This is a genomic window from Vibrio sp. T20 (assembly GCF_007858795.1).
Taxonomy (GTDB): Bacteria; Pseudomonadota; Gammaproteobacteria; order Enterobacterales; family Vibrionaceae; genus Vibrio; species Vibrio satsumensis.
In genome coordinates this window covers 58,338-83,548 of sequence record NZ_VFEB01000171.1, presented here as the reverse complement: position 1 = coordinate 83,548, position 25,211 = coordinate 58,338, and the positions used below count along the sequence as shown (strand labels likewise).

At 45.4% G+C, this 25,211-nt stretch carries 24 protein-coding genes; 8 read left to right on the top strand and 16 right to left on the bottom strand.

Features of this window, described 5'->3' with window-relative positions; all coding sequences use genetic code 11:
* Window positions 1-3: 3 nt before the first annotated feature.
* Window positions 4-549: a SecY-interacting protein gene (gene syd, locus FTW16_RS18350; RefSeq protein WP_123284091.1), complete on the bottom strand. Its 546-nt coding sequence runs from the start codon at window positions 547-549 to the stop codon at window positions 4-6.
* A 131-nt stretch (window positions 550-680) separates the two neighbouring features.
* Between syd and queF the strand changes: the two genes are divergently transcribed.
* The 5 genes from queF (at window position 681) to xni (ending at window position 8,063) form a co-directional block, all read left to right on the top strand.
* Window positions 681-1,526 (top strand): NADPH-dependent 7-cyano-7-deazaguanine reductase QueF, encoded by an 846-nt coding sequence (gene queF, locus FTW16_RS18345; protein ID WP_017630800.1) that lies wholly within the window; start codon window positions 681-683, stop codon window positions 1,524-1,526.
* A 52-nt stretch (window positions 1,527-1,578) separates the two neighbouring features.
* A complete protein-coding gene (locus FTW16_RS18340; RefSeq protein ID WP_146492077.1) occupies window positions 1,579-3,837 on the top strand; it encodes a tetratricopeptide repeat protein in 2,259 nt (752 codons plus the stop codon).
* Between the two features lie 118 nt (window positions 3,838-3,955).
* Window positions 3,956-5,521: a GGDEF domain-containing protein gene (locus FTW16_RS18335; protein WP_146492076.1), complete on the top strand. Its 1,566-nt coding sequence runs from the start codon at window positions 3,956-3,958 to the stop codon at window positions 5,519-5,521.
* Between the two features lie 243 nt (window positions 5,522-5,764).
* Window positions 5,765-7,129 carry a nucleotide 5'-monophosphate nucleosidase PpnN gene (ppnN, locus tag FTW16_RS18330; protein ID WP_146492075.1) on the top strand — a complete coding sequence of 455 codons (1,365 nt, stop codon included), beginning with the start codon at window positions 5,765-5,767 and terminating at the stop codon, window positions 7,127-7,129.
* Window positions 7,130-7,289: 160 nt separating this feature from the next.
* On the top strand, window positions 7,290-8,063 hold the full coding sequence (gene xni, locus FTW16_RS18325) for a flap endonuclease Xni (protein ID WP_146492074.1): 774 nt from the start codon (window positions 7,290-7,292) through the stop codon (window positions 8,061-8,063).
* Window positions 8,064-8,142: 79 nt separating this feature from the next.
* On the opposite strand, the gene rlmM is transcribed toward xni, so the two are convergent.
* The 7 genes from rlmM to pomA form a co-directional block, all read right to left on the bottom strand.
* The gene (rlmM, locus tag FTW16_RS18320; protein ID WP_146492073.1) at window positions 8,143-9,234 is read right to left on the bottom strand and encodes a 23S rRNA (cytidine(2498)-2'-O)-methyltransferase RlmM; all 1,092 of its coding nucleotides are present in this window, start codon (window positions 9,232-9,234) and stop codon (window positions 8,143-8,145) included.
* Entirely contained in the window at window positions 9,231-9,629 is a 399-nt protein-coding gene (locus FTW16_RS18315) for a DUF423 domain-containing protein (RefSeq protein ID WP_146492072.1), read from the bottom strand. Before FTW16_RS18315 ends, rlmM begins: the two co-directional genes overlap by 4 nt.
* Window positions 9,619-10,242 carry an alpha/beta fold hydrolase gene (locus FTW16_RS18310; RefSeq protein ID WP_146492071.1) on the bottom strand — a complete coding sequence of 208 codons (624 nt, stop codon included), beginning with the start codon at window positions 10,240-10,242 and terminating at the stop codon, window positions 9,619-9,621. Before FTW16_RS18310 ends, FTW16_RS18315 begins: the two co-directional genes overlap by 11 nt.
* Window positions 10,235-11,143, bottom strand: coding sequence for a transcriptional regulator GcvA (locus FTW16_RS18305; RefSeq protein ID WP_060982558.1), 909 nt, complete (start codon window positions 11,141-11,143; stop codon window positions 10,235-10,237). Before FTW16_RS18305 ends, FTW16_RS18310 begins: the two co-directional genes overlap by 8 nt.
* Before the next feature lie 671 nt (window positions 11,144-11,814).
* Window positions 11,815-13,263, bottom strand: coding sequence for a tRNA uracil 4-sulfurtransferase ThiI (thiI, locus tag FTW16_RS18300; RefSeq protein ID WP_017060776.1), 1,449 nt, complete (start codon window positions 13,261-13,263; stop codon window positions 11,815-11,817).
* Between the two features lie 315 nt (window positions 13,264-13,578).
* Window positions 13,579-14,526, bottom strand: a complete 948-nt coding sequence (locus tag FTW16_RS18295; RefSeq protein WP_008218619.1) for a flagellar motor protein MotB — start codon at window positions 14,524-14,526, stop codon at window positions 13,579-13,581.
* A gap of 12 nt (window positions 14,527-14,538) precedes the next feature.
* Window positions 14,539-15,303, bottom strand: coding sequence for a flagellar motor protein PomA (pomA, locus tag FTW16_RS18290; protein ID WP_004734406.1), 765 nt, complete (start codon window positions 15,301-15,303; stop codon window positions 14,539-14,541).
* Window positions 15,304-15,601: 298 nt separating this feature from the next.
* Between pomA and xseB the strand changes: the two genes are divergently transcribed.
* The 3 genes from xseB to dxs are packed head-to-tail and all read left to right on the top strand — an operon-like array spanning window position 15,602 to window position 18,654.
* The gene (gene xseB / locus FTW16_RS18285; protein WP_004734405.1) at window positions 15,602-15,844 is read left to right on the top strand and encodes an exodeoxyribonuclease VII small subunit; all 243 of its coding nucleotides are present in this window, start codon (window positions 15,602-15,604) and stop codon (window positions 15,842-15,844) included.
* A 20-nt stretch (window positions 15,845-15,864) separates the two neighbouring features.
* The gene (ispA, locus tag FTW16_RS18280; protein WP_146492070.1) at window positions 15,865-16,749 is read left to right on the top strand and encodes a (2E,6E)-farnesyl diphosphate synthase; all 885 of its coding nucleotides are present in this window, start codon (window positions 15,865-15,867) and stop codon (window positions 16,747-16,749) included.
* 21 nt (window positions 16,750-16,770) lie between these two features.
* A complete protein-coding gene (gene dxs / locus FTW16_RS18275) occupies window positions 16,771-18,654 on the top strand; it encodes a 1-deoxy-D-xylulose-5-phosphate synthase (RefSeq protein WP_146492069.1) in 1,884 nt (627 codons plus the stop codon).
* Between the two features lie 136 nt (window positions 18,655-18,790).
* On the opposite strand, the gene pgpA is transcribed toward dxs, so the two are convergent.
* From pgpA to nrdR, 8 genes are all read right to left on the bottom strand, one after another.
* Window positions 18,791-19,297 (bottom strand): phosphatidylglycerophosphatase A, encoded by a 507-nt coding sequence (gene pgpA / locus FTW16_RS18270; RefSeq protein ID WP_146492068.1) that lies wholly within the window; start codon window positions 19,295-19,297, stop codon window positions 18,791-18,793.
* The gene (gene thiL, locus FTW16_RS18265) at window positions 19,297-20,271 is read right to left on the bottom strand and encodes a thiamine-phosphate kinase (RefSeq protein ID WP_146492067.1); all 975 of its coding nucleotides are present in this window, start codon (window positions 20,269-20,271) and stop codon (window positions 19,297-19,299) included. The genes pgpA and thiL overlap by 1 nt, the downstream gene beginning before the upstream one ends.
* Window positions 20,272-20,358: 87 nt before the next feature.
* Window positions 20,359-20,826, bottom strand: a complete 468-nt coding sequence (nusB, locus tag FTW16_RS18260) for a transcription antitermination factor NusB (RefSeq protein WP_004734399.1) — start codon at window positions 20,824-20,826, stop codon at window positions 20,359-20,361.
* Window positions 20,826-21,296, bottom strand: coding sequence for a 6,7-dimethyl-8-ribityllumazine synthase (gene ribE / locus FTW16_RS18255; protein WP_004741508.1), 471 nt, complete (start codon window positions 21,294-21,296; stop codon window positions 20,826-20,828). Before ribE ends, nusB begins: the two co-directional genes overlap by 1 nt.
* Before the next feature lie 295 nt (window positions 21,297-21,591).
* Window positions 21,592-22,701 (bottom strand): bifunctional 3,4-dihydroxy-2-butanone-4-phosphate synthase/GTP cyclohydrolase II, encoded by a 1,110-nt coding sequence (ribBA, locus tag FTW16_RS18250; protein WP_017096788.1) that lies wholly within the window; start codon window positions 22,699-22,701, stop codon window positions 21,592-21,594.
* Between the two features lie 107 nt (window positions 22,702-22,808).
* Window positions 22,809-23,465, bottom strand: coding sequence for a riboflavin synthase (locus FTW16_RS18245; RefSeq protein ID WP_048612249.1), 657 nt, complete (start codon window positions 23,463-23,465; stop codon window positions 22,809-22,811).
* 46 nt (window positions 23,466-23,511) lie between these two features.
* Window positions 23,512-24,660, bottom strand: a complete 1,149-nt coding sequence (gene ribD, locus FTW16_RS18240; RefSeq protein ID WP_146492066.1) for a bifunctional diaminohydroxyphosphoribosylaminopyrimidine deaminase/5-amino-6-(5-phosphoribosylamino)uracil reductase RibD — start codon at window positions 24,658-24,660, stop codon at window positions 23,512-23,514.
* Window positions 24,661-24,670: 10 nt separating this feature from the next.
* Window positions 24,671-25,120, bottom strand: a complete 450-nt coding sequence (gene nrdR / locus FTW16_RS18235; protein WP_004734394.1) for a transcriptional regulator NrdR — start codon at window positions 25,118-25,120, stop codon at window positions 24,671-24,673.
* Between the last annotated feature and the right edge of the window lie 91 nt (window positions 25,121-25,211).

Here is a 25,211-nt window from a genome sequence, read left to right as displayed (position 1 = left end):
TATTTATACCGCTGGTTGTAGCTTTTCTAAAAATTCTGCCAAAGTCTCGGCTAGTACATCTCGATTTTTGGTGCCTAAGCGCTCTAAAATCACGTTGCCCGTTAAATTACAGATAGAGATAACATCTAGCTCCGCGTCAGTCGCTGCGATGAAAACCGTAGGCTTTAACTTTAAGCGACGCTGAGTCACTAAGTGGCCTAAGATGTTTTCTTGTAGGCATTCGAAGTCTTCATCACTCCAAATCTGTAACAGAGTCAGTTCGTTACCATCAAAAGTCGCGTTCATATCTGCGCTGAATTGTGCGCCGTAGAAGGTTTTGATGTCTTCGTGCAGCGTCAACTCAATACCGGTTTCAACGTTGGTGAAATCCGCGAATTGCTCACGTGGATAGTGCTTCCATAACACGGCATCGCCGCTCTTTTCTTCTACACATGGCGATACCACGTCCACCAACTCCTCATTACGAGGTAAGCTTTGGTGTTGCTGCTGCCACGCGTCAACGTATCGCTGACTAAAAGAAAGTAGTGCGTCTTGAGCACGTTGAGTCATGAAAATCTCCTAAACACAAAATAATAAATAGAATCCGAGCCCTTTCCGCGCCGATTAAGCGATGACTTAATGACAGGGTAATGGGGATTCAGTAAAATCGACCCCATTCTAATCGAATTTGAAACGAAAGTATGAGCAAATATTCTGACGCAAAAGAGCTAGCGGGTTTAACCCTAGGCCAAAAAACTGAGTACTCTAACCAATACGATGCAAGTTTATTGCAACCAGTACCTCGTAGCCTGAATCGTGATGATCTTGCGCTAAACGGTGAACTGCCTTTTGTTGGTCATGATATTTGGACGATGTACGAACTTTCGTGGCTAAACACTAATGGCCTACCACAAGTGGCCGTGGGTGAAGTTTTCATCCCAGCAACGAGTCCAAACTTAATTGAATCAAAATCTTTCAAGCTGTACCTAAACAGCTACAACCAGACTCAATTCGAAAACTGGGAACAAGTAACTGAGCGACTGACCCAAGATTTGTCAGCATGTGCAGGCGAAACCGTCATTGTGAATGTAAACTCAGTAACCGACTACACCAACCAACCTATCGTAACGATGGAAGGTGACTGTATCGACAACCAAGACATCCAAATCACCAGCTATGACTTTGAAGCATCACTGCTTGAAGGCGCTGCTGGCGAACAAGAAGTGGAAGAAACACTGCACAGCCACCTATTGAAGTCGAACTGCTTAATCACCAACCAACCGGACTGGGGCAGCGTTGAGATCGCATATTCAGGTAAGCAAATTGACCGTGAAGCTCTGCTACGCTATTTAGTTTCTTTCCGTGAGCACAACGAATTCCACGAACAATGTGTTGAACGTATCTTCACTGACATCATGAAATACTGTGGCCCATCGAAGCTCACCGTATTCGCACGTTACACGCGTCGTGGTGGTCTGGATATCAACCCATACCGTTCAACAGAGCAAGATAGACCAAGCCACAACAAGCGTATGGCTCGCCAATAATAGGCTCAAGACACACTTATTGGAACTACCTCATCTTTAAAGGGACATTGAAATGCGTTGGTTATACGTCGTTAGCCTATTTATTTTAAGCTTAAGCACATCGGTTAATGCGTCGGTCTATTCATCGGCGCTGCTCAATGAAGCCAATAACCTGGTTGAGATCGAGCCGAGCCAAGCAAAACAAATGGCCAACAGCTACCTAACGCTTCGTGTCCTTTCTGATCAACGCGAGAAAAGCCCTTCGGCGATTTCTCGCGAAGAGACAGACTCTTCGATTCGAACGCCAAACAGCAGCATCGATGCCTACAAGATCTTAGCGAAAGCCGAGTACAACCTTGGTAACATTCGTATTGCGATTCAGCACATCGACAAAGCCTCTGAGCTCGCGAAAACCTATAAGCTTGAGTACCTCAAACTGGATCTCGAGATCCTAAAAGTACGCTTACTTTGGCTAAGTGACAGAAAGTCCGCCAAAGCAAAGGCAGATCTCGCCAATATTGAAACAAACCTAGAATCGGTGAATAAAACCTTACGTCTGACGGAAGGCATCACCTACCGCTTGATCATGCTGAAAGCCGATATCGCCTCTTACGATAACAAGATCGATGAAGCGGAAAAGTACTACCAAGAAGCGAAGACCTACCTCGATCAGCGTTACTCTGAAAAAGTGACCATCGATTACCACATCTCGGTCGGTGAGTTTTACCTGAACCATAAAGAGTACAATCACGCGCTATCTGAGTTGTTGTATGGCTATTGGAAGTCGGTAGAAGGCAACTTGAGCTCTCGTTTGGCTAAAGTAAACCGCCTCTTGGCACAGCTTTTCTTTGAGCGACAAGTACTAGATAAAGCACTAGAGCACCTTTCTCAAGCTGCTGATTTTTATGATAACTTTGAAAACTCTCCTGTCTTAGCGCAAGTGCTCAAGAAAATGGGTGACGTGTATTTCTATCAAGGAAAATACAACCTTGCCCTTGTGCACTTCTTCAACGTTCTTGATCACGAGAGTACTGACCGAGATATCCATCAAGTCATTGATATTCGCCTAAGTTTATCGGCAACCTATCTGCGTCTTTACAACTACCCATTGGCAGAACAATACCTAACACGCGCCCTTGAACTGCTTGAATATACGGATATTCCCAAGCTAGAAGGTCGTGCTGCATTGCTCTCTGCCGGGCTCGCTTATCACCTTCAGCAGAGTGAGGATGTGATCAAACATGCCACTCGCGCACTGGAGATCTCGCGTCAGGTTGAGAACATGCGCCTTTCGCAGCGTTCGTACTACTTACTCTCTTTAGGCTATGAGCAAGCAGGAAAATCGCAACAGGCTTTAGAGAACCTTAAGCAATACAACAGTTTGGTTTCTTTAGAACAACAAAAGCTGAACCGCGTTGGTGAAGATGCTTTCCGCCAACAGAAAGAGTTCGCTGAGCAAACTCTTCACTATGCAGGACAAGCCCAAGAACTAGAAAAGTACAAGCTGGAACATCGTAAGTTCCAAAAGATATCGTTCGCCCTATTTTTGTTCAGCATTATCTTATTCTTCTTTGTGCTACGCCGTGGCTACCTCATTCAAACCTTGGCTAAAGAAGTCGACTCACTGCGAACAGACCTGTTTACACACTCACGCTCTAAGCTGCCCAATCTCAGAATGCTGAATGCCAAGCTGTCCAACTCACTAGAACAAACCAGCCAAACCTTCGAACAGTGGCAACTTGGCGAGCTCATTCATGAACCATTGAATGACCGTCTGCGCTTCGTGATGATTGACTTACCTTTCCTACGTAACATGTATACGCAGAATGGCTATAAAGCGGGTCTGGAGTTAGAAGATGCTTTTGGAGAGTTCTTGAAAGAGAAGCTTGAAGGCCCTGCTCGTGTCTATCACTTCTCGGACGCAAACCTGCTTTACATCGAACCTAACTCAGACCGAGATTCATCACCCGAGGCGATGTTTAAAAAGATTCAATCGTGGATTACCGACTTTGAACCGAAACGTAATATCAACCGAACAATTCGTATGGGCATCGCTGACTACCCATTCTTGCCACGAGCTTACACCGCGATCAACGATCAAGAGCTGCTCGATGTGTTATTAATGTCGACTAACCTAGCCCGTGAGATCAGTCTCAAAGAGCGCAGTAGCCAATGGGTATATCTAAAAGCTATCGATAATGCACCCGCAGCGAGCCTTGCAACGGGTAACATAAGAGAAGCCTGTAAACATGCGATTAATCAAGGGCTAATAAAAATACAATCATCGTACCAGAATGAGGACAACATCAAAAAAATGCTAAAAGATGACTGATTTGCGAGCGGTTAAGAGCGGCAAGTCGTGACCTTATTTTTAGTTTTGTTATTATTGATTTAACGGAATTTCATCAAAATGATCGAGATCGGTCTACGCGGCGCTAATTAATACATCTATGGGCATTCTTGAAAAAGACATTCAGGCGCAACTCCACCAGCTGAAATTTCAGTTGGAGCAAGTTCGTTTGGCGCAAAGAGACACCTCGTTCAAATTTCTTAGAGAACAAAAAGTTCTAAAGCGTATCGTCACATCTTTGAGTGATGCATGTGTTGGCAGTAACAGCCATTTAGATGAAAACCTCATTGCCCTTAGGGAAGAGCTAGAAAAGCAAAAAGACATTAGCTCGATGATCCCAAAGCTGGCAGTATTAGAAAGGATGCTTAAGCAGAAAACGTTGGCTATGGATAAACAGAACGGATATCTGGACGATAGCATTAAGCACAGTGGGGAAACGCTGCAACGCATAACTGGCCTTCCAGCACAGCTAAAACGCGACCTACGAAACTTACTTAGCTTCTCCGAATGCAATGGCAGTCAGAAAGTTGACCATGCCATGAAACTACTCGGTATTTATGAGCGTGCCATTAAGATTATGGCGAACAACTCACGCACTCATTTTGCCGATGCTACGCATTCTCCGGAACAGGAACTTCTTTCCGACCTGTCAAACGAATTACAACACCTGATTACTGAACTCGATTTTGAGGGTGAATCGGGGGATTTGCTTACTGATATTAGAGCTAAGCTACTACTTGGGGTTTCCACACAAAACCTACTTGAGCTGACACTTCAGATCCTCAAACTGGTTATTGAAGGCACCAACCTAGAGCGCAAGAAGTCTGAACAGTTTATCGATCAGCTTAATTCCTCTCTAGCTTCCAGCATCAAAACGGCAGACCAAAATGCCGACCAGAGCCAAAGCTACTTTGAGCACCGCCAAGGGCTTAACTCTGAGTTAAATGAACTTGTCGCTAAGAGCCAGAATTCAGTAGAGAAAGCCAAGGATATTGATAGTTTAAAACGGTCAATTAACCCGCTACTCAGTGAAATCGCTTCTCTTTCGGAAAGACTGAACCACGCAGAGCAAAAAGAACAAGCTCTAATAGAGAGAATGAGTTACGGAAAAACTCAGTTAGATTCACTCTATGAAGTCACCCAAGATTACCGTAAGCGTTTGGAAGATCAGGCTCAGCGTATGCTGCTTGACCCTCTTACGAAGGTTTACAATCGTACCGCTTTCACTGATCGCTTAGAGCTTGAGTATCGCCGCTGGATCCGCGCACAACACTCACTGCGCGTAGTACTTCTGGACATCGACAACTTCAAAGCCATTAACGATAGCTTTGGTTATACCGCCGGCGATAAAGCGCTTAAGATCATCGCAAGAACCATCACCAAAGAAGCAGGCACGACCGATACTGTGGCGCGTTTTTCAGGTGAAGAATTTGTCTTACTATTGCCAGAGCAAACCGATGAATATTGTCACCAAGTGATTCAAAACATTCAAACTCAAGTAAGCCGCTTACCCTTTAAGTTCCGTGACCAACAAATCACGATTACTTTATGCGCGGCAAGTACTCAGTTTAAAGAGTCAGATACACCTGAAGAAGTGTTAGAGCGACTCAATACAACACTAAATAAAGCAAAACAACGCGGTAATAACCAACTTGTTTGGCACTAGGCCAGCCCTAGATTTAATTTATTTCATTTTTTCAAATACTTATCACATACCATTTCCCTCAATGTTTGCTAAGCTAATGATTAACATTCGCTTAACAAGCATTCTTGGCAAGCAACGCTGTCGTATCCGTTTCGTCTGGTTAACTCTCCCCCACCTTTAACCAAACACTTTCAACGTTTGCTTCTCACTCTCGAGCCAGAGGGTCACTTCAACGTCCTCTGCTCTTTTCAACAAGGAGGCACTATGATCACTCATATCAGCCCTGCCGGTAGCATGGATTTACTCTCTCAACTTGAGGTTGAGCGTCTTAAGAAAACCGCGTCTAGTGATCTATACCAACTGTATCGTAACTGTACGTTAGCGGTACTCAACTCAGGTAGCCACACCGACAACTCCAAAGAGCTACTCGACAAGTATCAATCGTTTGATGTTGAGGTAGTGCGACGTGAGCGTGGTATCAAACTCGAGCTGAGCAACCCACCAGAGCATGCCTTTGTCGATGGTGAGATCATCAAGGGTATCCAAGAACACCTATTTTCAGTGCTGCGTGACATTGTTTACGTCAACATGCACCTCGCAGATAACCAAAGGCTCAACCTGACTAATGCCACTCACATTACCAACCTCGTATTTGGTATTCTGAGGAATGCAGGCGCACTTACGCCGGGCATCGAGCCTAACCTGATCGTGTGTTGGGGTGGTCACTCAATTAATGCCACTGAATACCAGTACACTCGCGAAGTGGGTAATGAACTGGGCCTACGTGAGCTGAACATCTGTACCGGTTGTGGACCGGGTGCGATGGAAGGGCCAATGAAAGGCGCGGCTATTGGTCACGCTAAGCAACGTTATACTGATCATCGTTACTTAGGGCTGACAGAGCCTTCAATCATTGCCGCTGAGCCACCAAACCCGATAGTAAACGAACTGGTGATAATGCCAGATATCGAGAAGCGTCTTGAGGCATTCGTTCGTATGGCGCATGGCATCATCATTTTCCCAGGCGGCCCAGGCACGGCCGAAGAGCTGCTGTACATCTTAGGGATCATGATGCACCCGAATAACGCCGAGCAGCCAATGCCGATTGTCCTAACTGGCTCGAAAGAGAGTGAAGCTTATTTCCGCTCGATCGATAAGTTCATTGGTGAAACTCTAGGGCCTGATGCACAGAAACATTATGAAATCGTGATTGATGACCCAGCACGCGCTGCGAAAATCATGAAACAAGCGATGCCAGATGTGCGCTCTCACCGTAAAGAGACTGGCGATGCCTACAGCTACAACTGGTCACTGCATATTGAGCCTGAGTTCCAACTGCCATTCGACCCAACACACGAATCTATGGCGGCGCTTGATCTTCATATGGACCAAAAAACAGAGAGCCTAGCCGCTAATTTACGTAAAGCGTTCTCTGGCATTGTGGCGGGTAACGTCAAAGCTGAAGGGATTCTGGAGATCGAGAAGCACGGCCCATTCCTAATTGATGGCGACAAAGAGCTAATGACCAAAATGGACCAACTGCTAAACGATTTTGTTGAGCAACATCGAATGAAGCTACCGGGCGGTACGGACTACGTGCCTTGCTATAAAATCGCACCAAACGATTAAGCACACTCATTAACGAGTAACTAAGTGAGTGATAACCAATTGGCAGACATAAAGTTAATCAGGTTATGACGTTTACGTCGCTAACGTTTCAACTCACCAAGTGATACGTTACTATAAGGGGCTAGCAGCCCCTTTTTTATTGCCTATTTAGTGGAAACTTATGTCTATCCATCTTGTTATTATCGATGCCTTAAACCTCATCCGACGCGTGCACTCTGTTCAGCCGGACCCAACCGATATAGCAAGAACTATCACCACCACTACTCGCACTCTCAATAAGATTCTGACTGAATCAAAGCCAACCCACATCATCGCGGTTTTTGATCATCACTTACAAGACCGAGGATGGCGCGCTGAAGTACTACCAGCTTATAAACAGAACCGTAAGCCAATGCCAGAACCATTGATGAAAGGCCTTGATGCTATCCAACAGGCTTGGTGGGAGTTAGGCATTGATTCACTGCTGTCTGATGGCGATGAAGCAGATGATCTAGTCGCAACACTGGCCAAGAAAGTGGCAGACCACGGAGAAACCGTCACCATCATCTCGACAGACAAAGGGTATTGCCAACTGCTATCACCCACTCTGCAGATCCGAGATTACTTCCAACACCGCTGGCTAGACAAACCCTTTATCGAAGCTGAGTTTGGCGTTAAACCTGAGCAGCTTGCAGATTACTGGGGCTTAACCGGTGTGAGCTCTAGCCAAGTACCGGGGATTCCAGGTATAGGACCAAAAGCTGCAAAAGAAATCTTAACCACTTACCCGGATATCGAAGCGGCCTTTCAGGCGGAAGACTTACCGAAGAAATATCGTAAGAAGTTTGATGAACACATTGAATCAGCACGTGTGTGTAAGCAAGTCTCTGCACTCAAAACCGATATTGATCTTGGATTCAACCTGCAAGACATTCGTTACGAAGCGAAAGTTTAACTCGCTGTGACTCGACGATATTGATATAAAAAATGCTCCTTAAAGGAGCATTTTTTTCACTGACACGCTAACGTAAATATTAGTGCGGTGAGATGTTTGAAAGCGCCTGAATGTGAACCGTGATCTCTTCGCGATCATGATAAAGGTGCTTAGCCTGCATCTTAAACTTCACTTTGTTCTCAATAAGGAACACTTTTAGGTTCTCGATATCTTGCAGTACTTCATCGTAACGGCCTTTCATTGGCAGTTTAAGGTTGAATAATGCTTCTTTCGCCCAACCTTTGATGATCCACTCACCCATAAGGTGTGCAACACGAGCTGGTTTCTCAACCATGTCACAGATAATCCAAGTTACGTTCTTACGATCTGGTTCAAACTTAAAGCCATCTACCATGTGGTGCTTAATTTGACCCGTTTCCATTAGGCTGTCTGCCATCATGCCGTTATCAACACAGTGAACGAACATCGAACGCTTAACCAATTGGTAAGTCCAACCACCTGGACACGCACCTAAGTCAACACCCCACATACCTGGAGCCAGACGCTCGTCCCACTCATCACGAGGGATGAATACGTGGAATGCTTCTTCTAGCTTCAATGTAGAACGGCTTGGTGCATCTGATGGGAATTTCAGACGAGGGATACCCATAAAGAACTGTGAGTTATTGGTTGGGTAAGAGTAACCAACAAAACAGTGACCCGGAGCGATGAAGCATAAATGAAGCACAGGCTTCTTAGCATTATCTTTCGCTGTCATCAGGCCTTTGCCACGCATCGCTTGACGCATCGGCACAGTAAACTTACGGCAGAACTTCAAAAGCTCTTTTGCTTCGTTAGTATCTGGCGTTTCGATACGGATATCACCACAACGAGGGAAACCTTCTTTATCAGAAAGCGCCTCAAGAATTGGAGAAATACGGTCATCAGTTGGCAAGTCTTTAATTTCAACAGCCACTGCCAGCATTTGACGAGCAAAGATCAGTGATTGGAAATCGATCTCTTTGATCAACTTGTCCGCTTCACCTGCTTGGTAACATTCAAACAATACAAAGCCTGTATTGTTCTTTAGGCGAGGAAAACCAAACACTTCCAGTTGTGTTGCCTTGTCTTGAATTTCGCCAGCACATTCTTTTTCAAAACCAGAGCGACAATAAAGTAGTACGTGTTTCACTGAGTTACCTCTTTTATATTCAAAGCAGCGAAGGAGAAGACTCCCCAACCAATGATAAATAGTAGACCACCAAACGGAGTGATAGGGCCAAACCATTTTATTCCTGTCAGTGCCAAGCCATAAAGGCTGCCACTAAAACAAAGGATGCCGATGATAAAGCAAATTGCCGCAATGAAAAAATATTTTTGTGATTTAGCGCCAAGTTTCATCTGTAGCAGAGCGCCACACGCCAATATCGCCAGAGTATGGATAAACTGGTATTGAACTCCGGTCTCAAACACACCTAGCAGATACTCAGGTAAAATAGCTTTCAAACCGTGAGCCGCGAAGGCACCAAGCATTACTGCTATCGCGCCAGAAATGCCGGAAAACGTAAGTAAAGACTTACTTCTCATTGAGCACCTCTTTGATAAACGCCGACAACTTCTCAACGGTTAACGCAATATTCTGCTGCTCTGTGTAACCGGAGCTCTTACGAGGCTTAAAGCTGTGGTCGCCATCGGGAATAAATTCAACACGAATAGAATCAGACAGATCAAAGTCAGCAAACTCTTCACGCTTACCAAAAGTGTCGCGCTCACCCTGTAAAATCAGACACGGCTTTTGCAACTCAGCTAAGTGTTCACCTTTATACTTATCTGGTTTACCAGGAGGATGAAAAGGAAAGCCTAAACACGCCATGGCGGCCACCTTATCAACTTCAGACAAATGGCTCGCCATACGCCCTCCCATCGACTTACCACCAATCACAAGCTTATCGGCATCAACCTGCTCAATAACCTCTTGGTAGGCTTCAAGTAGCTTAGGTGCTCTGTCAGGTGGACGACGCTTACCATCTTCAGCACGCTTGATCATGTAAGGGAAATTAAAGCGGATAACTCGTATCCCTTTAAAGGCTAATCCTTTGGCTACCGACTGCATAAACTCATGATCCATGCCTGCGCCAGCACCATGAGCAAAGATAAAGGTGATAGGATTGTCTTCACCATCAATGATGAGGTTATTCATCGAGTAAGTCCTCTTGTTCGCTTTGCGCTTTCGCCAGCATCCAATCACGGAAAGTAGCGATACGGCCCATATCGGCTTGCTTCTCATGACAAACCACATAGAAGGCGTTCTTACTCACCAACACTTCGTCGAAAGGCGCAATCAAACGACCCGCTTCGATTTCAGGTTGCGCCAACACGTTATTACCCAGTGCAATACCCTGGCCGTGAGCTGCTGCCTGCAACACCATGGTTGAGTGACTGAAGATAGGTCCGTGATTAACGTTAACCCCGTCGATGCCATTTTGCTTAGCAAACTGTTTCCAATCCTTTCGAGAGGTATCATGCAATAGCGTATGGCATGCCAGATCACTGAGAGATTCTAATGGTTTAGCTCCTAGCAGCACGGAAGGTGAGCAAAGAGGGATCAAGTATTCTTGGTAAAGCTTATCGGCTCTAAGCCCCGGCCAGTTACCTCGACCATAGTAAATAGCCACGTCTACATCATCGGTCAGCGAGCCTTCATCCATATCAACGGCTTTGATTCTTACATCAATATCAGGTTCTTGCTGATTAAAGTCAGCGAGCCTTGGCACCAACCATTGAATAGCAAAACTAGGCGGTAAACTGATGGTCAATGCGCCCTTCTCACTTCGCTCCAGCACTTTGTCTGTCGCTTCTGCCAGTGATGTGAAAATATCTTTGATATCCAAGAAGTAGCTTTGGCCTTCTTCAGTCAGCAGCAAAGAGCGGTTTCTTCGGCGAAACAGCTTCAAAGATAAGAACTCTTCAAGCGCTTTGATCTGATGGCTAACCGCCGCTTGAGTAACAAACAACTCTTCTGCGGCACGCGTAAAACTCAAGTGTCGAGCTGCTGCTTCAAACACTCTTAGCGAGTTTAATGGGGGTAATCGACGAGACATAGTTACTCTCTAAATAAGCATTAGTTTTTTTTATCTGAAACATTATAATTTGTCCATTGCCTAGCGGCCAGAGAAATTCTATATTTCATCCCGCAGCAGCTAGCCTGAACGGCTTGATTCTCTCTAGAATCAATTGGCTTAGCTCCTGCGATGTTGTGTTTGCAAACTCGTTCTTTTCGAGTTGGGTAGAGTTCTACCAAATGTTTTGTTGCAGTTCTATACTGAAACGAGGCATGTACTTCCTGTATTTATTTTGACCTGTCTGTCAAATTTGTTTACACCGCCTTATGGGCGGTGTTTTTTTATGTGCAAAGAACTGTAACAACAAGTTTATCAATAGCTGTGCTAATTAATCTTTATTATTTTTCATCGCTAATCACAGAATCAGACACCCACTCAAATAATCAACTGAACACATACAAATAGCACCATTGAGTTGCACTAAAAAGTAACAGAATACTTCAAGATACTCACACTTCTTCGGTATTTATAAACCCGTTTAGAGCTTACTCTTTCTATCAATAAAAATTTTAAAGCTGAGCATGACGATAGCACGCCCAAACTCACGCCTCTGTCTGACTACTGTAAATCATTCACAATAGAAAATAAAAAAGCCGCTTACTTTTCAGTAAGCGGCTTGGCAAAATAATTAACGGTTGGCCAATGCACCGCTATGGGCGATAAACCTTAACGTTATGGAAGCCTTGCTCTTGTAGATAAAGCGCCTGTAGACGGCTCATTACACCACGGTCACAGTACAGCAAGTACTCTTTCGCTTGGTCTAGGTCGCCAAACTGAGTCGAAAGCTTGAAGAATGGGATGTGTTTAATTTCAACACCCTCGATCTCTAGTGGGCTTTCGTCTTCTTCTTCTGGGCTACGGATATCAAGAACGATAGCGTGCTCAGCAACAGCTTGAACTTGTTCAACTTCAGGCGCTTGCTCTTGGCTCTCTTTCTCGATGTCACGGATATCCATAACACGAGCGTTCTCGATCACTTGATCCAGCACTTCAAAGTTAAACTTAGCTTCTTCTGCTTCTAGTTTGCCTTTCTTCGCTTTCACTGTTGGCTTCTTAGAGATAACACCACAGTACTCAGGCATTACTTTAGCGAAGTCTTCAGTACCGATGATACGAGAAAGGTCAATGATGTCTTCTTTATCCCAGTTGATCAGTGGACGAAGAATCAAAGTATCTGTCACGTTGTCGATGTGGCGAAGGTTAGTTAGCGTTTGGCTAGAAACCTGACCAAGTGCTTCACCCGTTACTAGAGCTTCAATACCGAAGCGCTCTGCAACCATACCACCAGCACGCATGAACATACGCTTAAGAACAACGCCCATTTGGCCGTCTTCTACGTTCTCAAGAATTTCAGCAACCACTGGTTCAAAGTCTACAGAAATGAACTTCACCTTTGCAGATGAGCCGTATTTATTCCATAGGTAGTGAGCCACTTGCTTAACGCCAATCTCGTGCGCTGGGCCACCAAGGTTGAAGAAACAGTAATGAACCTTAGAGCCACGTTTGATGTGCAGGTAGCTTGAAACACCAGAATCAAAGCCGCCAGAGATCAAGCTTAGTAGATCTTCTTGGGTGCCAAGAGGGAAACCACCTAGGCCTTTGTGACGAGCTAGAACTTGGTTTAGCTTATCGTTAGCCACTTCAACTTTAACGGTTACATCAGGGTTCTTAAGTCGAACTTTAGCTGACTCAACTGCTTGGTTTAGGCCGCCGCCTACGTAGCGTTCAAGTTCAATAGAGGTAAAGTCATGCTTACCACGACGCTTAGCTCGAACAGAGAAAGTCTTGCCTTCAATGTCAGCACGGCTGCGTTCTAGTACTTGCTCGTAAATATCGTGCAAGTCTTTAAACTCAGACTGTTGAACTTCAAGAGAGTGGTGAATACCTGGAGTGTGAGTCAGAGCCTCTAACACTTCTGCGTAGTACTGGTCACTCTCAGACGTCACTTCGATATGATCGCGACGGTTGAATACCGCAACACTTTCACAGCGACGCTGAATAACGTTACGAATGTTGCACTCTAGAATCCTTGTGAAGCGCTTACGCACCGATTCACTTTTTACAAAAATTTCCGGATGGGGCTTAACAATAAATTTCATAGTACGTTCACAACATTAATGTTCAAAATTTTTAAAAGGCTCTTCGCCAAGTAAATTGGAAAATTTACACAGCACTTGAAGCAAGAGTAGATCATATCTAAATCTAAGGGCGCGAATTATACATGAGAAAGTGAAACAAGGAAAAGAGTGCTTGCTTAGGCACCAGTAATAAATGCGCACCTTATTAAAAATAGCATGCTTACTCACAGCCTGTAGCCAAAGAGGTCAATCAACCGTTCATCGCCCAAATAAAAAGCCCAACCTCATCATAAGGTTGGGCTTTCTGGTCAATTAAATCTCTCGAGATAATTCAGGCTATTGAGAGATAGCTGGGACTTCGTCACTGTATAGCGGCTCACCCTGCATGATGCTGATTTCTACACGGCGGTTTAGGCTGCGCTGCCACTCAGTATCGTTCGGCTCTACAGGCTCTGTATCCGCCATACCACGTACTCTCAAACGTTGATGAGAGAATCCGCGTACCTTTTCCATCTCTTGAGCAACAGATACTGCTCGCTGAGATGACAGATCCCAATTCGAGCGATACAGCTCAGAATCAAGACGTTGATTATCAGTGTGACCTGAGATTCGAACAATGCCCGGAACATCTTTCACCAATTCAGCCACCTGTCTCACCAAAGGTCGAAACTTAGGCTGTAAGAAAGCAGAGCCCGATGGGAATGCACCCTTCTCACGAATTCGAATCACAATCTGTTGACCAAGGTTTTCTACCTCAATCGCGCCTTGGTCGATCTCTCGTTCCAACGCCTTCTTGATGCTTTCCATCAAGGTTTCCATCTCTTGAGATTGAGCTTCGGCTTGCTGTTGCTGTTGGTCTGACTCAGAGTTTTGGTTGTCGTGAGTCGATACCTCTGGCGACTTGCCTCCAGTCATCTTGCCTTGGTCACGCATGGTACCACCAGCGCGCTCAGATTCACCTTCATGAAATTCCAGCGTCTGCTGAGTGATATCGATCGTTTGCTGCATGATCACATCAATTGGCGTTGGCTCTGGGCGGCCAGGGCGAAACTCTTGTGCAATGATGCTGGTCCCTTTCGGGATATCTTTGACTTCTAGGCGGTTCTGTACACCAAATGCGAACTTCATCGAGCCAGCGATCTGCTTAAACTTCAGTACATCCATCTCAGAGAATGAGAGTAGAAGTACGAAGAAACACATCAGCAGTGACATCAAGTCAGCAAATGTTCCCATCCATTGAGGTAACCCCGGAGGAGGACATTTACATGGATTCTCTTCATCCATCTTCAACTCCTCTTACGCAGGTTCACCATCAATAGTCCGCTTACCTTCGTTTAGGTAGCTCTTGAGGTAACCATCAATAACTCGTGGGTTCTGACCATCTTGAATCGCCAGCACACCATCCATAACCAGACGGCGGTTAAGTGTCTCTTGGTCACGACGTAGCGCAAGCTTATCAGCAATAGGAAAGAACACCATGTTCGAAAGAATCGCACCGTACAGGGTGGTCAAAAGTGCTACCGCCATCGCAGGACCGATCGCTTTAGGATCATCCATGTTCGAAAGCATGGCAACCAGACCAACCAAAGTACCAATCATACCCATCGCAGGAGCAACATCACCAAATGCAGAGAACACTTTCGCGCCCTGTTCGTGACGCTCTGTGGTTAATGCGATGTCTTTTTGCAATGCAGCACGCACCACATCACCATCATGGCCATCTACCAACAGGTCGATACCTTTTTGCATGAAGCTGTTGCTGATTTCCATCTCTTCCAGTGCTAAGAAGCCACCTTTACGCGCTGCATCCGCCATCTCTACCACTTTAGCGATAAGATCTTCAGGTTCATCGGCTTTAAACATGAATGCTTTGCCAGCAATTTTAGTAGCACCAAAGAACTGTCCCATGGTGAACTTCATTAGAACAACAAAGGTTGAGCCACCAACTACGATCAAAATGGATGTCGTGTCATAGAACATCCCGAGGCTTCCACCTAGGATCATTGCCATGATTACAAAGGCAAATCCACCAATCAAACCTATTAGGGTTGCTAAATCCACTGAGCACTCCTCATGCTTTTTTGTAGCTCTATGTCGACGATAATCTTTGTATCGGCAAGACTATAAGATCTTTTAGTAAATTCTTGGCCTAAGTATCACACTTTTCGTTTTTGAATCCCAACTATTGGCTTACTTTGCTCTTAGACGTAGCGCATAAACTCGATAAAGCTAAGGTTATTCAAGCAAAGTGAGTTCAAGCCCCTTAAAAACGAACTTTCTAGCAAAATTTCTTGGTTACATTTGACCATCTCAGCGGCCTAGGGTAACGTTCGTTCATCTTTCCAAACGCAGATTTATTATGGCTACTAAGAAACCTGAAAATATGAGCTTTGAAGCAGCAATCGAAGAGCTTGATGGCTTGGTTGATCAACTAGAAAATGGTGATCTAGCTTTAGATGATGCGCTTAAAAAGTTCGAACGAGGCATCTCCCTCGCTCGTGCCGGTCAAAGTAAACTAAATGATGCTGAACAACGCGTTAGCATCCTACTGCAGAATGATGAAAATGCAGAGCTGAGTGACTTTAACCCACAACCTGAATAACGAATTGTATGAGATCCCCTATGATCGAGACTTTATTGTCTTATCAAGCACGTAATAACGAGCAACTGAACCTTTGGCTTGATCGCCTGCCACACCAAAATCAGAACCTGATCAACGCGATGCGTTATGGGTTACTTTTAGGCGGCAAACGCGCACGTCCATTTCTTGTCTACATTACAGGGGAAATGCTCGGCTGCACCGCTGAAGAACTCGACACTCCAGCATCTGCAATCGAATGTATTCATGCCTACTCTCTGATTCACGACGACCTTCCAGCAATGGATGACGATGAACTGCGTCGTGGGCATCAGACTTGTCACATCAAATACGATGAAGCAACGGCAATTTTAACGGGCGATTCACTACAAACTCTCGCTTTTACTATACTTGCGGAAGGCACATTAAGTACTGACGGTGAAAGCAATCGCGTTCGAATGATTCAACGCCTAGCAGAAGCCTCTGGTGCACAAGGTATGTGTATTGGACAAGCACTTGATATTGAAGCTGAAAACCGCTCTGTCACTCTAGAAGAGTTAGAAGAAGTTCACCGCAATAAAACGGGCGCTCTAATGAAATGTGCGATTCGTTTAGGTGCGCTTGCTGCGGGCGAGAAAGCGTTTGAAGTGATGCCTCTATTAGACAAGTACGCCGATGCCATTGGATTAGCATTCCAGGTTCAAGATGATATTTTAGATATCACTAGCGATACTGAAACTTTGGGTAAGCCACAGGGTTCTGACCAAGAATTAAACAAAAGCACCTACCCTTCTTTGCTAGGTTTAGAGGGCGCTCAAGAAAAAGCGCGAACTCTGCTACAGGAAGCGCTTCAAGCTTTGGCTGCAATCCCATACAATACCCAGTTACTCGAAGAGTTCGCCCGATACGTCATCGAGCGCAAGAACTAAGACAATAAGCGCGCATTACCTATGACTCTTGATATATCAAAGTACCCAACTCTTGCTTTGGCTGATAAGCCAGAGGATTTGCGTCTACTTCCAAAAGAGACGCTGACACAGCTTTGTGATGAATTACGTACCTATCTTCTTAACTCAGTGAGCCAATCAAGTGGTCACTTAGCATCAGGCTTGGGTACAGTAGAGCTAACCGTAGCTCTGCACTACGTGTACAACACGCCTTTTGACCAGTTGGTTTGGGATGTTGGCCACCAAGCATACCCGCATAAAATTCTTACTGGTCGTCGCGACCGTTTATCGACTATCCGTCAAAAAGATGGACTGCACCCATTCCCATGGCGTCAAGAGAGCGAATACGACACACTTTCTGTTGGTCACTCTTCAACTTCGATCAGTGCTGCACTTGGTATGGCTATCAGTGCAAAGAAAGAAGGTAAGAACCGTAAAGTCGTGAGTGTGATTGGTGATGGCGCGATTACTGCTGGTATGGCATTTGAAGCCATGAACCACGCAGGCGATATTCACAATGATATGCTGGTTATCCTGAACGATAACGAGATGTCGATCTCTGAAAACGTAGGTGCGCTAAATAACCACCTAGCTCAAGTTCTTTCTGGCAGTCTTTACACGTCAATTCGTGAGGGCGGCAAGAAAGTGCTATCAGGCGTTCCGCCGATTAAAGAGTTGGTTCGTCGTACAGAAGAACACCTAAAAGGCATGGTTGTACCTGGCACCATGTTCGAAGAGTTAGGCTTTAACTACATTGGCCCAATTGATGGCCACGATGTAAATGAGCTGATTAAAACGCTTAAGAACATGAGAGACCTTAAAGGCCCTCAGTTCCTGCATATCATGACTAAGAAAGGCAAAGGCTACGAGCCAGCTGAGAAAGATCCTATCGGTTACCACGGTGTACCAAAGTTCGATCCCGCACACTCAAGCCTACCTAAGAGCACCAGCTCTAAGCCAACTTTCTCTAAGATTTTTGGCGACTTCCTGTGTGATATGGCTGCGCAAGATCCTAAGCTAATGGCAATCACGCCAGCAATGCGTGAAGGTTCTGGCATGGTGCGTTTCTCGAAAGAGTACCCAGAGCAATACTTCGATGTTGCTATTGCTGAGCAGCACGCAGTAACGCTAGCAACAGGTATGGCGATTGCAGGTGATAAGCCGATTGTGGCTATCTACTCAACTTTCCTACAACGTGGCTACGATCAACTGATCCACGATGTGGCTATCATGGATCTACCGGTTATGTTCGCTATTGACCGTGCTGGTCTTGTTGGTGCCGATGGTCAAACACACCAAGGCGCGTTCGACTTAAGCTTTATGCGCTGCATTCCAAACATGGTGATCATGGCACCAAGCGACGAAAACGAATGTCGCCAAATGCTATACACAGGCCACCAACACACAGGCCCTAGTGCAGTACGTTACCCTCGCGGTAATGGTATGGGCACTGAGATTCAAAGTGAGTTTACTGCTCTTGAGATTGGTAAAGGCCGTCTCGTTCGTGAAAGCTCAAAAGCAAAAGATGGCGCTAAGGTTGCTATCCTAAGCTTTGGTACCTTCTTAGAAAATGCACTTCAAGCAGCTGGTGCAATGGATGCCACCGTTGCAGACATGCGCTTTGTGAAACCGCTAGATGAAGCTCTAATCAAACAACTTGCCGCTGACCACGATGTACTGGTGACTATCGAAGAGAATGCGATTGCCGGTGGTGCAGGTGCAGGTGTAATTGAGTTCTTGATGCAAGAGAAACTGCTAATGCCAGTACTGAACCTTGGCTTACCAGACAAGTTTATAGCTCAAGGTACGCAAGGCGAGCTACATGAAGAGCTTGGCTTAGACGCGAAAGGTATTGAGAAGTCTATCTCTGACTATCTTGCTAAGTAGCCTTAATACGTAAGCTCGTAAGCTCGTAAGCTCGTAAGCTCCGCAAACAAAAAAAGGTTGGCCCTAGGGTCAACCTTTTTAGTATCCGTTAATTAGTTTGGTGTATCGCCAACTAAACCTTAATCCTTCAGTGAACTCACACTAACCAACCAGCGAAATGTGCCACGGCATACAACGAAATAGCCGCCATAATACCCGCTACAATATCGTCAATCATGATACCTAAGCCGCCGTGAATTCGTGCATCTAACCAACCAATCGGCCATGGTTTTACCATGTCAAAAAAGCGGAAAAGCACAAAACCAGTCAGAAGCCATTTCCAGTCATCAGCAGGGATATTCAATAAAGGCACTAGGCCCATGGTGATCCAAAAGCCCGCAAACTCATCCCATACAATAGAGCCATGGTCGTGTACACCCATATCATCAGAGGTCACCTGGCAGATCTTGATACCAATAATGCAGCTTACCACTACGATGGCAACATAAGCTGGGAAAGGTAATTGAACCAACAATAAGTACAATGGAATAGACGCAAGCGTGCCCATTGTTCCGGGAATTATCGGCGATAAGCCACTGCCAAAACCCGTTGCCAATAAGTGCCAAGGATTTTTAAGAGAAATAAGAGAAAGTGGATTTGTCATCAATTAACCTTAAAGTGATCGTGACCAGTTAAGTTCCAGCTTAGTGGTTCACCATTATTGTGTAATTCAAAATATTCTACAGGTCTTATCTGGCCAATGCAGGTGACTTTTGTGCCAGTGTGTGACAAAGCACTTTCCAATGAACCTTTATTTTCTTCCGGCACGGTAAAGCAGAGTTCGTACTCTTCACCACTGGTGAGCGCATACTGCTGCGCAGAAGCGATATCAGAAGAGAATTGACGTAATTCAGCGGAGATAGGCAGCGTGCTCACATCAATGCTTGCACCGACCTGAGAACGCTTAAGGATGTGTTTTAAATCAGCAATAACACCATCAGAGATATCAATGGCAGACGAAGCAAGGTTCACCAGTGCCTGACCAGCCAAAACTCGTGGAGTGCTCAGGTAGTGTCTCTCTTCAAGCTCTCGCGCATAAGGCTTAGCTTTGTTCAGCTCTGGGTTAAGTAACACCTCTAGGCCAGCTTTACTGTCACCTAGGTTACCCGTCACGTAAATCCAGTCACCCACTTTCGCGCCATCTCTGCGTAGTGCTCGACCCTCAGGTACAAAGCCCTGCACAGTAAGTGTTAAACTCAGCGGCCCTTTGGTCGTATCACCACCGATTAGTTGAATACCAAAATAGTCTGCAAGTTTGAAAAAAGAATCACAAAATGGGGCAAGCCACGCTTCATCGACTTCAGGCATGGTTAAGGCAAATGAAACCCAAGCAGGTGTCGCGCCCATAGCAGCAAGATCACTGATGTTGGAAGCCAAGGCTTTGTGTGCCACCCAAGCTGGGTTTGCTTCCGCTAAGAAGTGAGTGCCTGCCACTAAGGTGTCCGTACTGATAGCAATCTGAACATTACTTGGTGCTTTGACCAAAGCACAGTCATCGCCCGCTGCCAGATGTACGTCTTTACGTTGTGGTTGTCGATTTACAAAATATTTTTCAATCAGGTTAAATTCGCCAGACATCACATGCCCTATCTTTAGTATTACAAAAATTTAGTTACAAAAAAGGCCAGCATAAAAGCTGACCTTTAGATTCAATATACGAACGTCTTATTTCTTACGAACGTGCGGTGCAGCTTTATCAAGCACACCGTTAACAAACTTATGGCTGTCTTCTGCTGCAAATACTTTTGCAAGCTCGATAGCTTCGTTGATAACCACTTTGTATGGTACATCTTCGCGACGAGTCATCTCGTACATAGCTAAACGTAGAAGCGCTAGTTCCATCAAATCCAGATCTTGCATAGGGCGAGATACGAATGGACGAAGCTTGCTATCAAGTTCCATGTGACTAAGAGCAACACCAGTTAGTAGGTCGCGGAAGTATGCAACGTCTGTTTCTGGCATAGCTAGAGCAGGTTCTGCGGCATGATGCTCTTCTTCATCATACTTACCACCAGATAAGAACTGTTCTTCAACGGTAGCAATATTTTCTTTAGTAATTTGCCAAGAATAAATTGCTTGTAGAGCAAATTGACGTGCGTTACGACGTGCGGCTGGTTTCACACTGGCCCCCATTAGGAATCGATTTCAGAAAGAACGTTGATCATCTCAAGTGCGCTAAGTGCTGCTTCTGCACCCTTATTACCAGCCTTGGTTCCTGCGCGTTCAATAGCTTGATCGATCGTATCAACAGTAAGAACACCAAACGCTACTGGAAGAGAGTATTCCAGAGACACTTGTGCCAAACCTTTATTACATTCACTACAAACATAGTCAAAGTGAGGTGTACCGCCACGAATTACTGTACCAAGAGATACAATCGCATCGAACTTGCCTGTTTTTGCAACGCGCTGCGCTACAAGTGGAAGTTCAACTGCACCAGGGCAACGAACAACAGTGATGTTGTCTTCGCTTACTTGTCCATGACGCTTTAAAGTATCGATTGCACCAGAAAGTAAACTTTCGTTAATAAAACTGTTGAAACGAGCAATAACGATAGCAATTTTTGCATTTGGCGCTGGGAAGCCACCCTCGATCACTTTCATAAGCCTTCCTTTAACTATTTTCATCAAGTGAGAATCGCCGGATTCTAGCACAAAACTGTGAGCAATATCTAATGGTAATTTAGAAGAACAGACACCGGCAATGTAAAGATGATAGTGCAGCGCTGATCCCAAGCATATAGGAACAGCGAGGAGCCAAGTTTGTGTATTGAACACGTTTTGAGTCGAACTTGGCTACTTTGCCCTTTTGGCAAAACTTATCACCAAAAGAGCCACTGAAATTATCGGTAAATTATGTCGCTACAAACGGAGAAACGTCTGCTCGTTGACACATGATTTATTCGCAAACGTACTCAACAACGTTAAGACCAAAACCGCCCAATGCGTGGTAACGCTTAGTGCTCGAAGAAAGCAGACGCATATCGTGCACGCCTAGGTCTTGAAGAATCTGAGAGCCGACACCAACACGACGCGAGGTACCCTGCTTCTTAGCCATGGTTGGCTGCTCGTTTTTATCTTGCGCTTCGAATGTCTTCACTTTGTGGATCAAAGAATCAGACGACTCTTCGTTGCCAAGAATAACCAGCACACCGCCTTCGTCGCCAATGCGCTTCATCGCTTTATCTAGCGACCAGCTGCGCTCAGTACCGCGGTCTGAATGAAGCAGATCGGTAAACGTATCATGCAGGTGAACACGCACCAAAGGAGCACCTTCGGTTAAACTGCCTTTTTGCATTGCGTAGTGGATCTGGTTATCAATTGTATCGCGGTAAGTCACAAGCTCGAAATCACCAAACTCTGTTGGTAAATGACATTGTGCAACACGCTCAATCGTTGTTTCTGTGTTGTTACGGTATTCGATCAGGTCAGCAATAGTGCCTAGCTTGATGTCATGCTTTTCTGCGAACACTTCAAGATCAGGGCGACGAGCCATGGTGCCGTCGTCGTTTAGGATCTCAACGATAACCGAAGCTGGTTCACAGCCCGCTAATCGAGCTAAATCACAACCCGCTTCAGTGTGGCCAGCACGCGTTAATACGCCGCCTTCTTGAGCTGTCAGTGGGAAGATATGACCAGGTTGAACTAAGTCAGCCGCTTTTGCGTCTTTCGCTACTGCTGCTTGAACCGTCACTGCACGATCGGATGCTGAAATACCGGTTGTTACACCCTCTGCCGCTTCAATCGAAACCGTAAAGTTAGTGGTGTACTGTGCATTGTTGTCTTGAACCATAGGTGCTAAACCCATACGGTTTGAACGCTCTTTAGTCAGCGTTAGACAGATCAAACCGCGGCCGTACATTGCCATGAAGTTAATCGCTTCTGGCGTAACATGTTCAGCTGCCATGATCAGATCGCCTTCATTTTCGCGATCTTCATCATCCATCAGGATAACCATTTTTCCTAGGCGAATGTCTTCAATAATTTCTTGAGGAGTACTAATTGGCATTGTTCTATATCCTTTGAAATGGTTCTGCTTCCTAGAACCGACACTATTTAAACCTGATGATATTGCTTCGCTTTACAAAGTCTCGCTTAAATACTTTGTATCAACGGTTAGGCAAAACCATTCTGCTGTAAGAATTCCATTGTTAATCGAGATTCAGGCTCAGATTCTTGTTGCTGACCTTGCAGTAAACGCTCCATGTAACGCGCTAATACATCGACTTCTAGATTCACTTTACGACCGACATTGAATTGATCGATGGTGGTTTCTGAAGAAGTGTGAGGAACGATAGTCAGCTTGAATGCGTTCTTACGTAAATCGTTCACAGTCAGGCTGATACCATCGACCGTTACTGAGCCTTTTTGAGCCACGTATTTTGAAATTTCTGCTGGCATTTCTACCCAGAACTCAATCGCACGACCGACTTGGTTACGTTCAACAATCTCACCCACGCCATCAACGTGACCCGATACGATATGACCACCGAAACGCGTGGTCGGCAGCATTGCTTTCTCAAGATTTACCTTATCGCCCGCTTGGTAATCCACAAAACCCGTTTTTTTCAGGGTCTCAAGCGAAAGGTCTGCACTGTAGCTGTGGTCGTTAAATTCAACGACCGTCAAACACACACCATTGGTTGCAATACTGTCGCCTAACTGAACGTCAGCCATATCAAGCTTGCCAACGTTAACCGTTACGGTGATGTCTTCTCCGCGGGGAGTGATTGCACTCAATGTACCTACGGCTTCTACAATTCCTGTAAACATTTTAAAACTCTTTTTATTGTCAACGACACGTATGCAGTTGGAGTAACTATTTCGATAGTGGTTTTTCCGCTCTTGGTTCTGCCACAATAGGTTTAGCCGCTATTGGTTTCGCCACGATGCGAATATCCACACCAACCTGTCGAACATCTTTAATTTCTAGGTCAATCACATCAGACATTGAAGTGAGCCCTAATGCGCCCATCAAACCTCGTCCGTCACTGCCCATTAGTTTAGGTGCTAAATAGAGAATTAGCTCATCCACTAGCTGCGCTTCAATCAAGCTTTTTGCTAACGTGGCACCCGCTTCAACCCAAATATGGTCAATATGATTCGCAGGTAACTGACGCATCAAATCGTGTAAGTCCAGCTGACCTGCATCCGTTGTTCCGACTGTAATATCGGCAGAGGCTTCAGCGACTCTCAATACCGATGTTGGGGTCTGGTATAACTTGAGCTCAGGGCGCAGTTGATTTTGGCGATCAAGAATCACGCGAATCGGCTGACGTAGCTCGTCTTCAGCGTAATGAGCTTGAGCGCTGCTTGGTAATTCAGCCCAACGAACATTCAACGAGGCGTTATCTTCAATCACCGTCTGGCTAGTTGATAACACCGCACCTGATTTTGCTCGGTAGTTCTGAACATCACGACGCGCTTCTGACGATGTGATCCACTGGCTTTGACCATTTTCCAATGCCGTTTGCCCATCGAGGCTAGCGGCCATCTTTAACTGAACGAATGGCATGCCTGTCTGCATACGCTTGACAAATGCAGGGTTCAAGTTGAGAGCGTCTTGTTCTAACAAACCGATTTCCACCTCAATACCCGCATCACGCAGCATCTTGATACCACGACCGGCTACTTTTGGGTTTGGGTCCTGCATCGCACAAATCACTTTAGCTACTTGAGCCTTAATCAACCCTTCAGCACAAGGCGGCGTTCGACCGTAATGAGAACAAGGTTCTAGGGTGACATAAGCCGTCGCACCTTTTGCTTTGTCGCCCGCCATTCGCATGGCATGCACTTCGGCATGAGGTTCACCCGCTTTAGCGTGAAAACCTTCACCAACGATCTGGCCATCAGTTTGTACAATCACACAACCGACATTTGGGTTTGGCGCAGTGGTGTAAATACCGCGCTTCGCTAAATGGATAGCACGCGACATCATTTGAAAATCCAGGGGAGTAAAGTTTGACATGATTGAGGAGTTAATCCTCTAATTTAGCGATTTCTTCGCCAAACTCTCGGATATCTTCAAAGCTGCGGTAAACAGACGCAAAACGAATGTACGCCACTTTATCCAATTCTTTCAATTGGCCCATCACAAGATTACCAATCATCTCGCTTGGTACTTCACGCTCACCAGTTGCACGGAGTTGTGACTTAATCGTACTGATCGCAAGTTCAATCGCATCAGCACTCACTGGGCGTTTTTCTAGGGCGCGCTGTACACCACCCACCATTTTATCTTCATTAAATGGTTCGCGGTTTCCATTCGACTTTATGACTTTAGGCATCACAAGTTCTGCCGACTCGAACGTAGTAAAACGTTCACTACATGCAAGGCATTGACGGCGGCGACGAACCTGATGGCCATCGGCTACCAGTCTTGAATCGATTACTTTCGTGTCGTTCTCTGAACAAAAAGGACAATGCATATCACCTCCAAATAATTGAATATCAGTGTAACGGAATTGCCAAACGTTAGGAAAGAAAAAGGGCCAATTAAGGCCCTTTTGTGTGGTGATT

What these genes read in the sequence shown, in the direction of transcription:
- syd (WP_123284091.1), bottom strand. Translation starts at nt 549, where the DNA reads ATGACTCAACGTGCTCAAGACGCACTACTTTCTTTTAGTCAGCGATAC.
- queF (WP_017630800.1), top strand. Translation starts at nt 681, where the DNA reads ATGAGCAAATATTCTGACGCAAAAGAGCTAGCGGGTTTAACCCTAGGC.
- FTW16_RS18340 (WP_146492077.1), top strand. Translation starts at nt 1,579, where the DNA reads ATGCGTTGGTTATACGTCGTTAGCCTATTTATTTTAAGCTTAAGCACA.
- FTW16_RS18335 (WP_146492076.1), top strand. Translation starts at nt 3,956, where the DNA reads ATGGGCATTCTTGAAAAAGACATTCAGGCGCAACTCCACCAGCTGAAA.
- ppnN (WP_146492075.1), top strand. Translation starts at nt 5,765, where the DNA reads ATGATCACTCATATCAGCCCTGCCGGTAGCATGGATTTACTCTCTCAA.
- xni (WP_146492074.1), top strand. Translation starts at nt 7,290, where the DNA reads ATGTCTATCCATCTTGTTATTATCGATGCCTTAAACCTCATCCGACGC.
- FTW16_RS18315 (WP_146492072.1), bottom strand. Translation starts at nt 9,629, where the DNA reads ATGAGAAGTAAGTCTTTACTTACGTTTTCCGGCATTTCTGGCGCGATA.
- FTW16_RS18310 (WP_146492071.1), bottom strand. Translation starts at nt 10,242, where the DNA reads ATGAATAACCTCATCATTGATGGTGAAGACAATCCTATCACCTTTATC.
- FTW16_RS18305 (WP_060982558.1), bottom strand. Translation starts at nt 11,143, where the DNA reads ATGTCTCGTCGATTACCCCCATTAAACTCGCTAAGAGTGTTTGAAGCA.
- thiI (WP_017060776.1), bottom strand. Translation starts at nt 13,263, where the DNA reads ATGAAATTTATTGTTAAGCCCCATCCGGAAATTTTTGTAAAAAGTGAA.
- FTW16_RS18295 (WP_008218619.1), bottom strand. Translation starts at nt 14,526, where the DNA reads ATGGATGAAGAGAATCCATGTAAATGTCCTCCTCCGGGGTTACCTCAA.
- xseB (WP_004734405.1), top strand. Translation starts at nt 15,602, where the DNA reads ATGGCTACTAAGAAACCTGAAAATATGAGCTTTGAAGCAGCAATCGAA.
- ispA (WP_146492070.1), top strand. Translation starts at nt 15,865, where the DNA reads ATGATCGAGACTTTATTGTCTTATCAAGCACGTAATAACGAGCAACTG.
- dxs (WP_146492069.1), top strand. Translation starts at nt 16,771, where the DNA reads ATGACTCTTGATATATCAAAGTACCCAACTCTTGCTTTGGCTGATAAG.
- pgpA (WP_146492068.1), bottom strand. Translation starts at nt 19,297, where the DNA reads ATGACAAATCCACTTTCTCTTATTTCTCTTAAAAATCCTTGGCACTTA.
- thiL (WP_146492067.1), bottom strand. Translation starts at nt 20,271, where the DNA reads ATGTCTGGCGAATTTAACCTGATTGAAAAATATTTTGTAAATCGACAA.
- nusB (WP_004734399.1), bottom strand. Translation starts at nt 20,826, where the DNA reads ATGGGGGCCAGTGTGAAACCAGCCGCACGTCGTAACGCACGTCAATTT.
- ribE (WP_004741508.1), bottom strand. Translation starts at nt 21,296, where the DNA reads ATGAAAGTGATCGAGGGTGGCTTCCCAGCGCCAAATGCAAAAATTGCT.
- ribBA (WP_017096788.1), bottom strand. Translation starts at nt 22,701, where the DNA reads ATGCCAATTAGTACTCCTCAAGAAATTATTGAAGACATTCGCCTAGGA.
- FTW16_RS18245 (WP_048612249.1), bottom strand. Translation starts at nt 23,465, where the DNA reads ATGTTTACAGGAATTGTAGAAGCCGTAGGTACATTGAGTGCAATCACT.
- ribD (WP_146492066.1), bottom strand. Translation starts at nt 24,660, where the DNA reads ATGTCAAACTTTACTCCCCTGGATTTTCAAATGATGTCGCGTGCTATC.
- nrdR (WP_004734394.1), bottom strand. Translation starts at nt 25,120, where the DNA reads ATGCATTGTCCTTTTTGTTCAGAGAACGACACGAAAGTAATCGATTCA.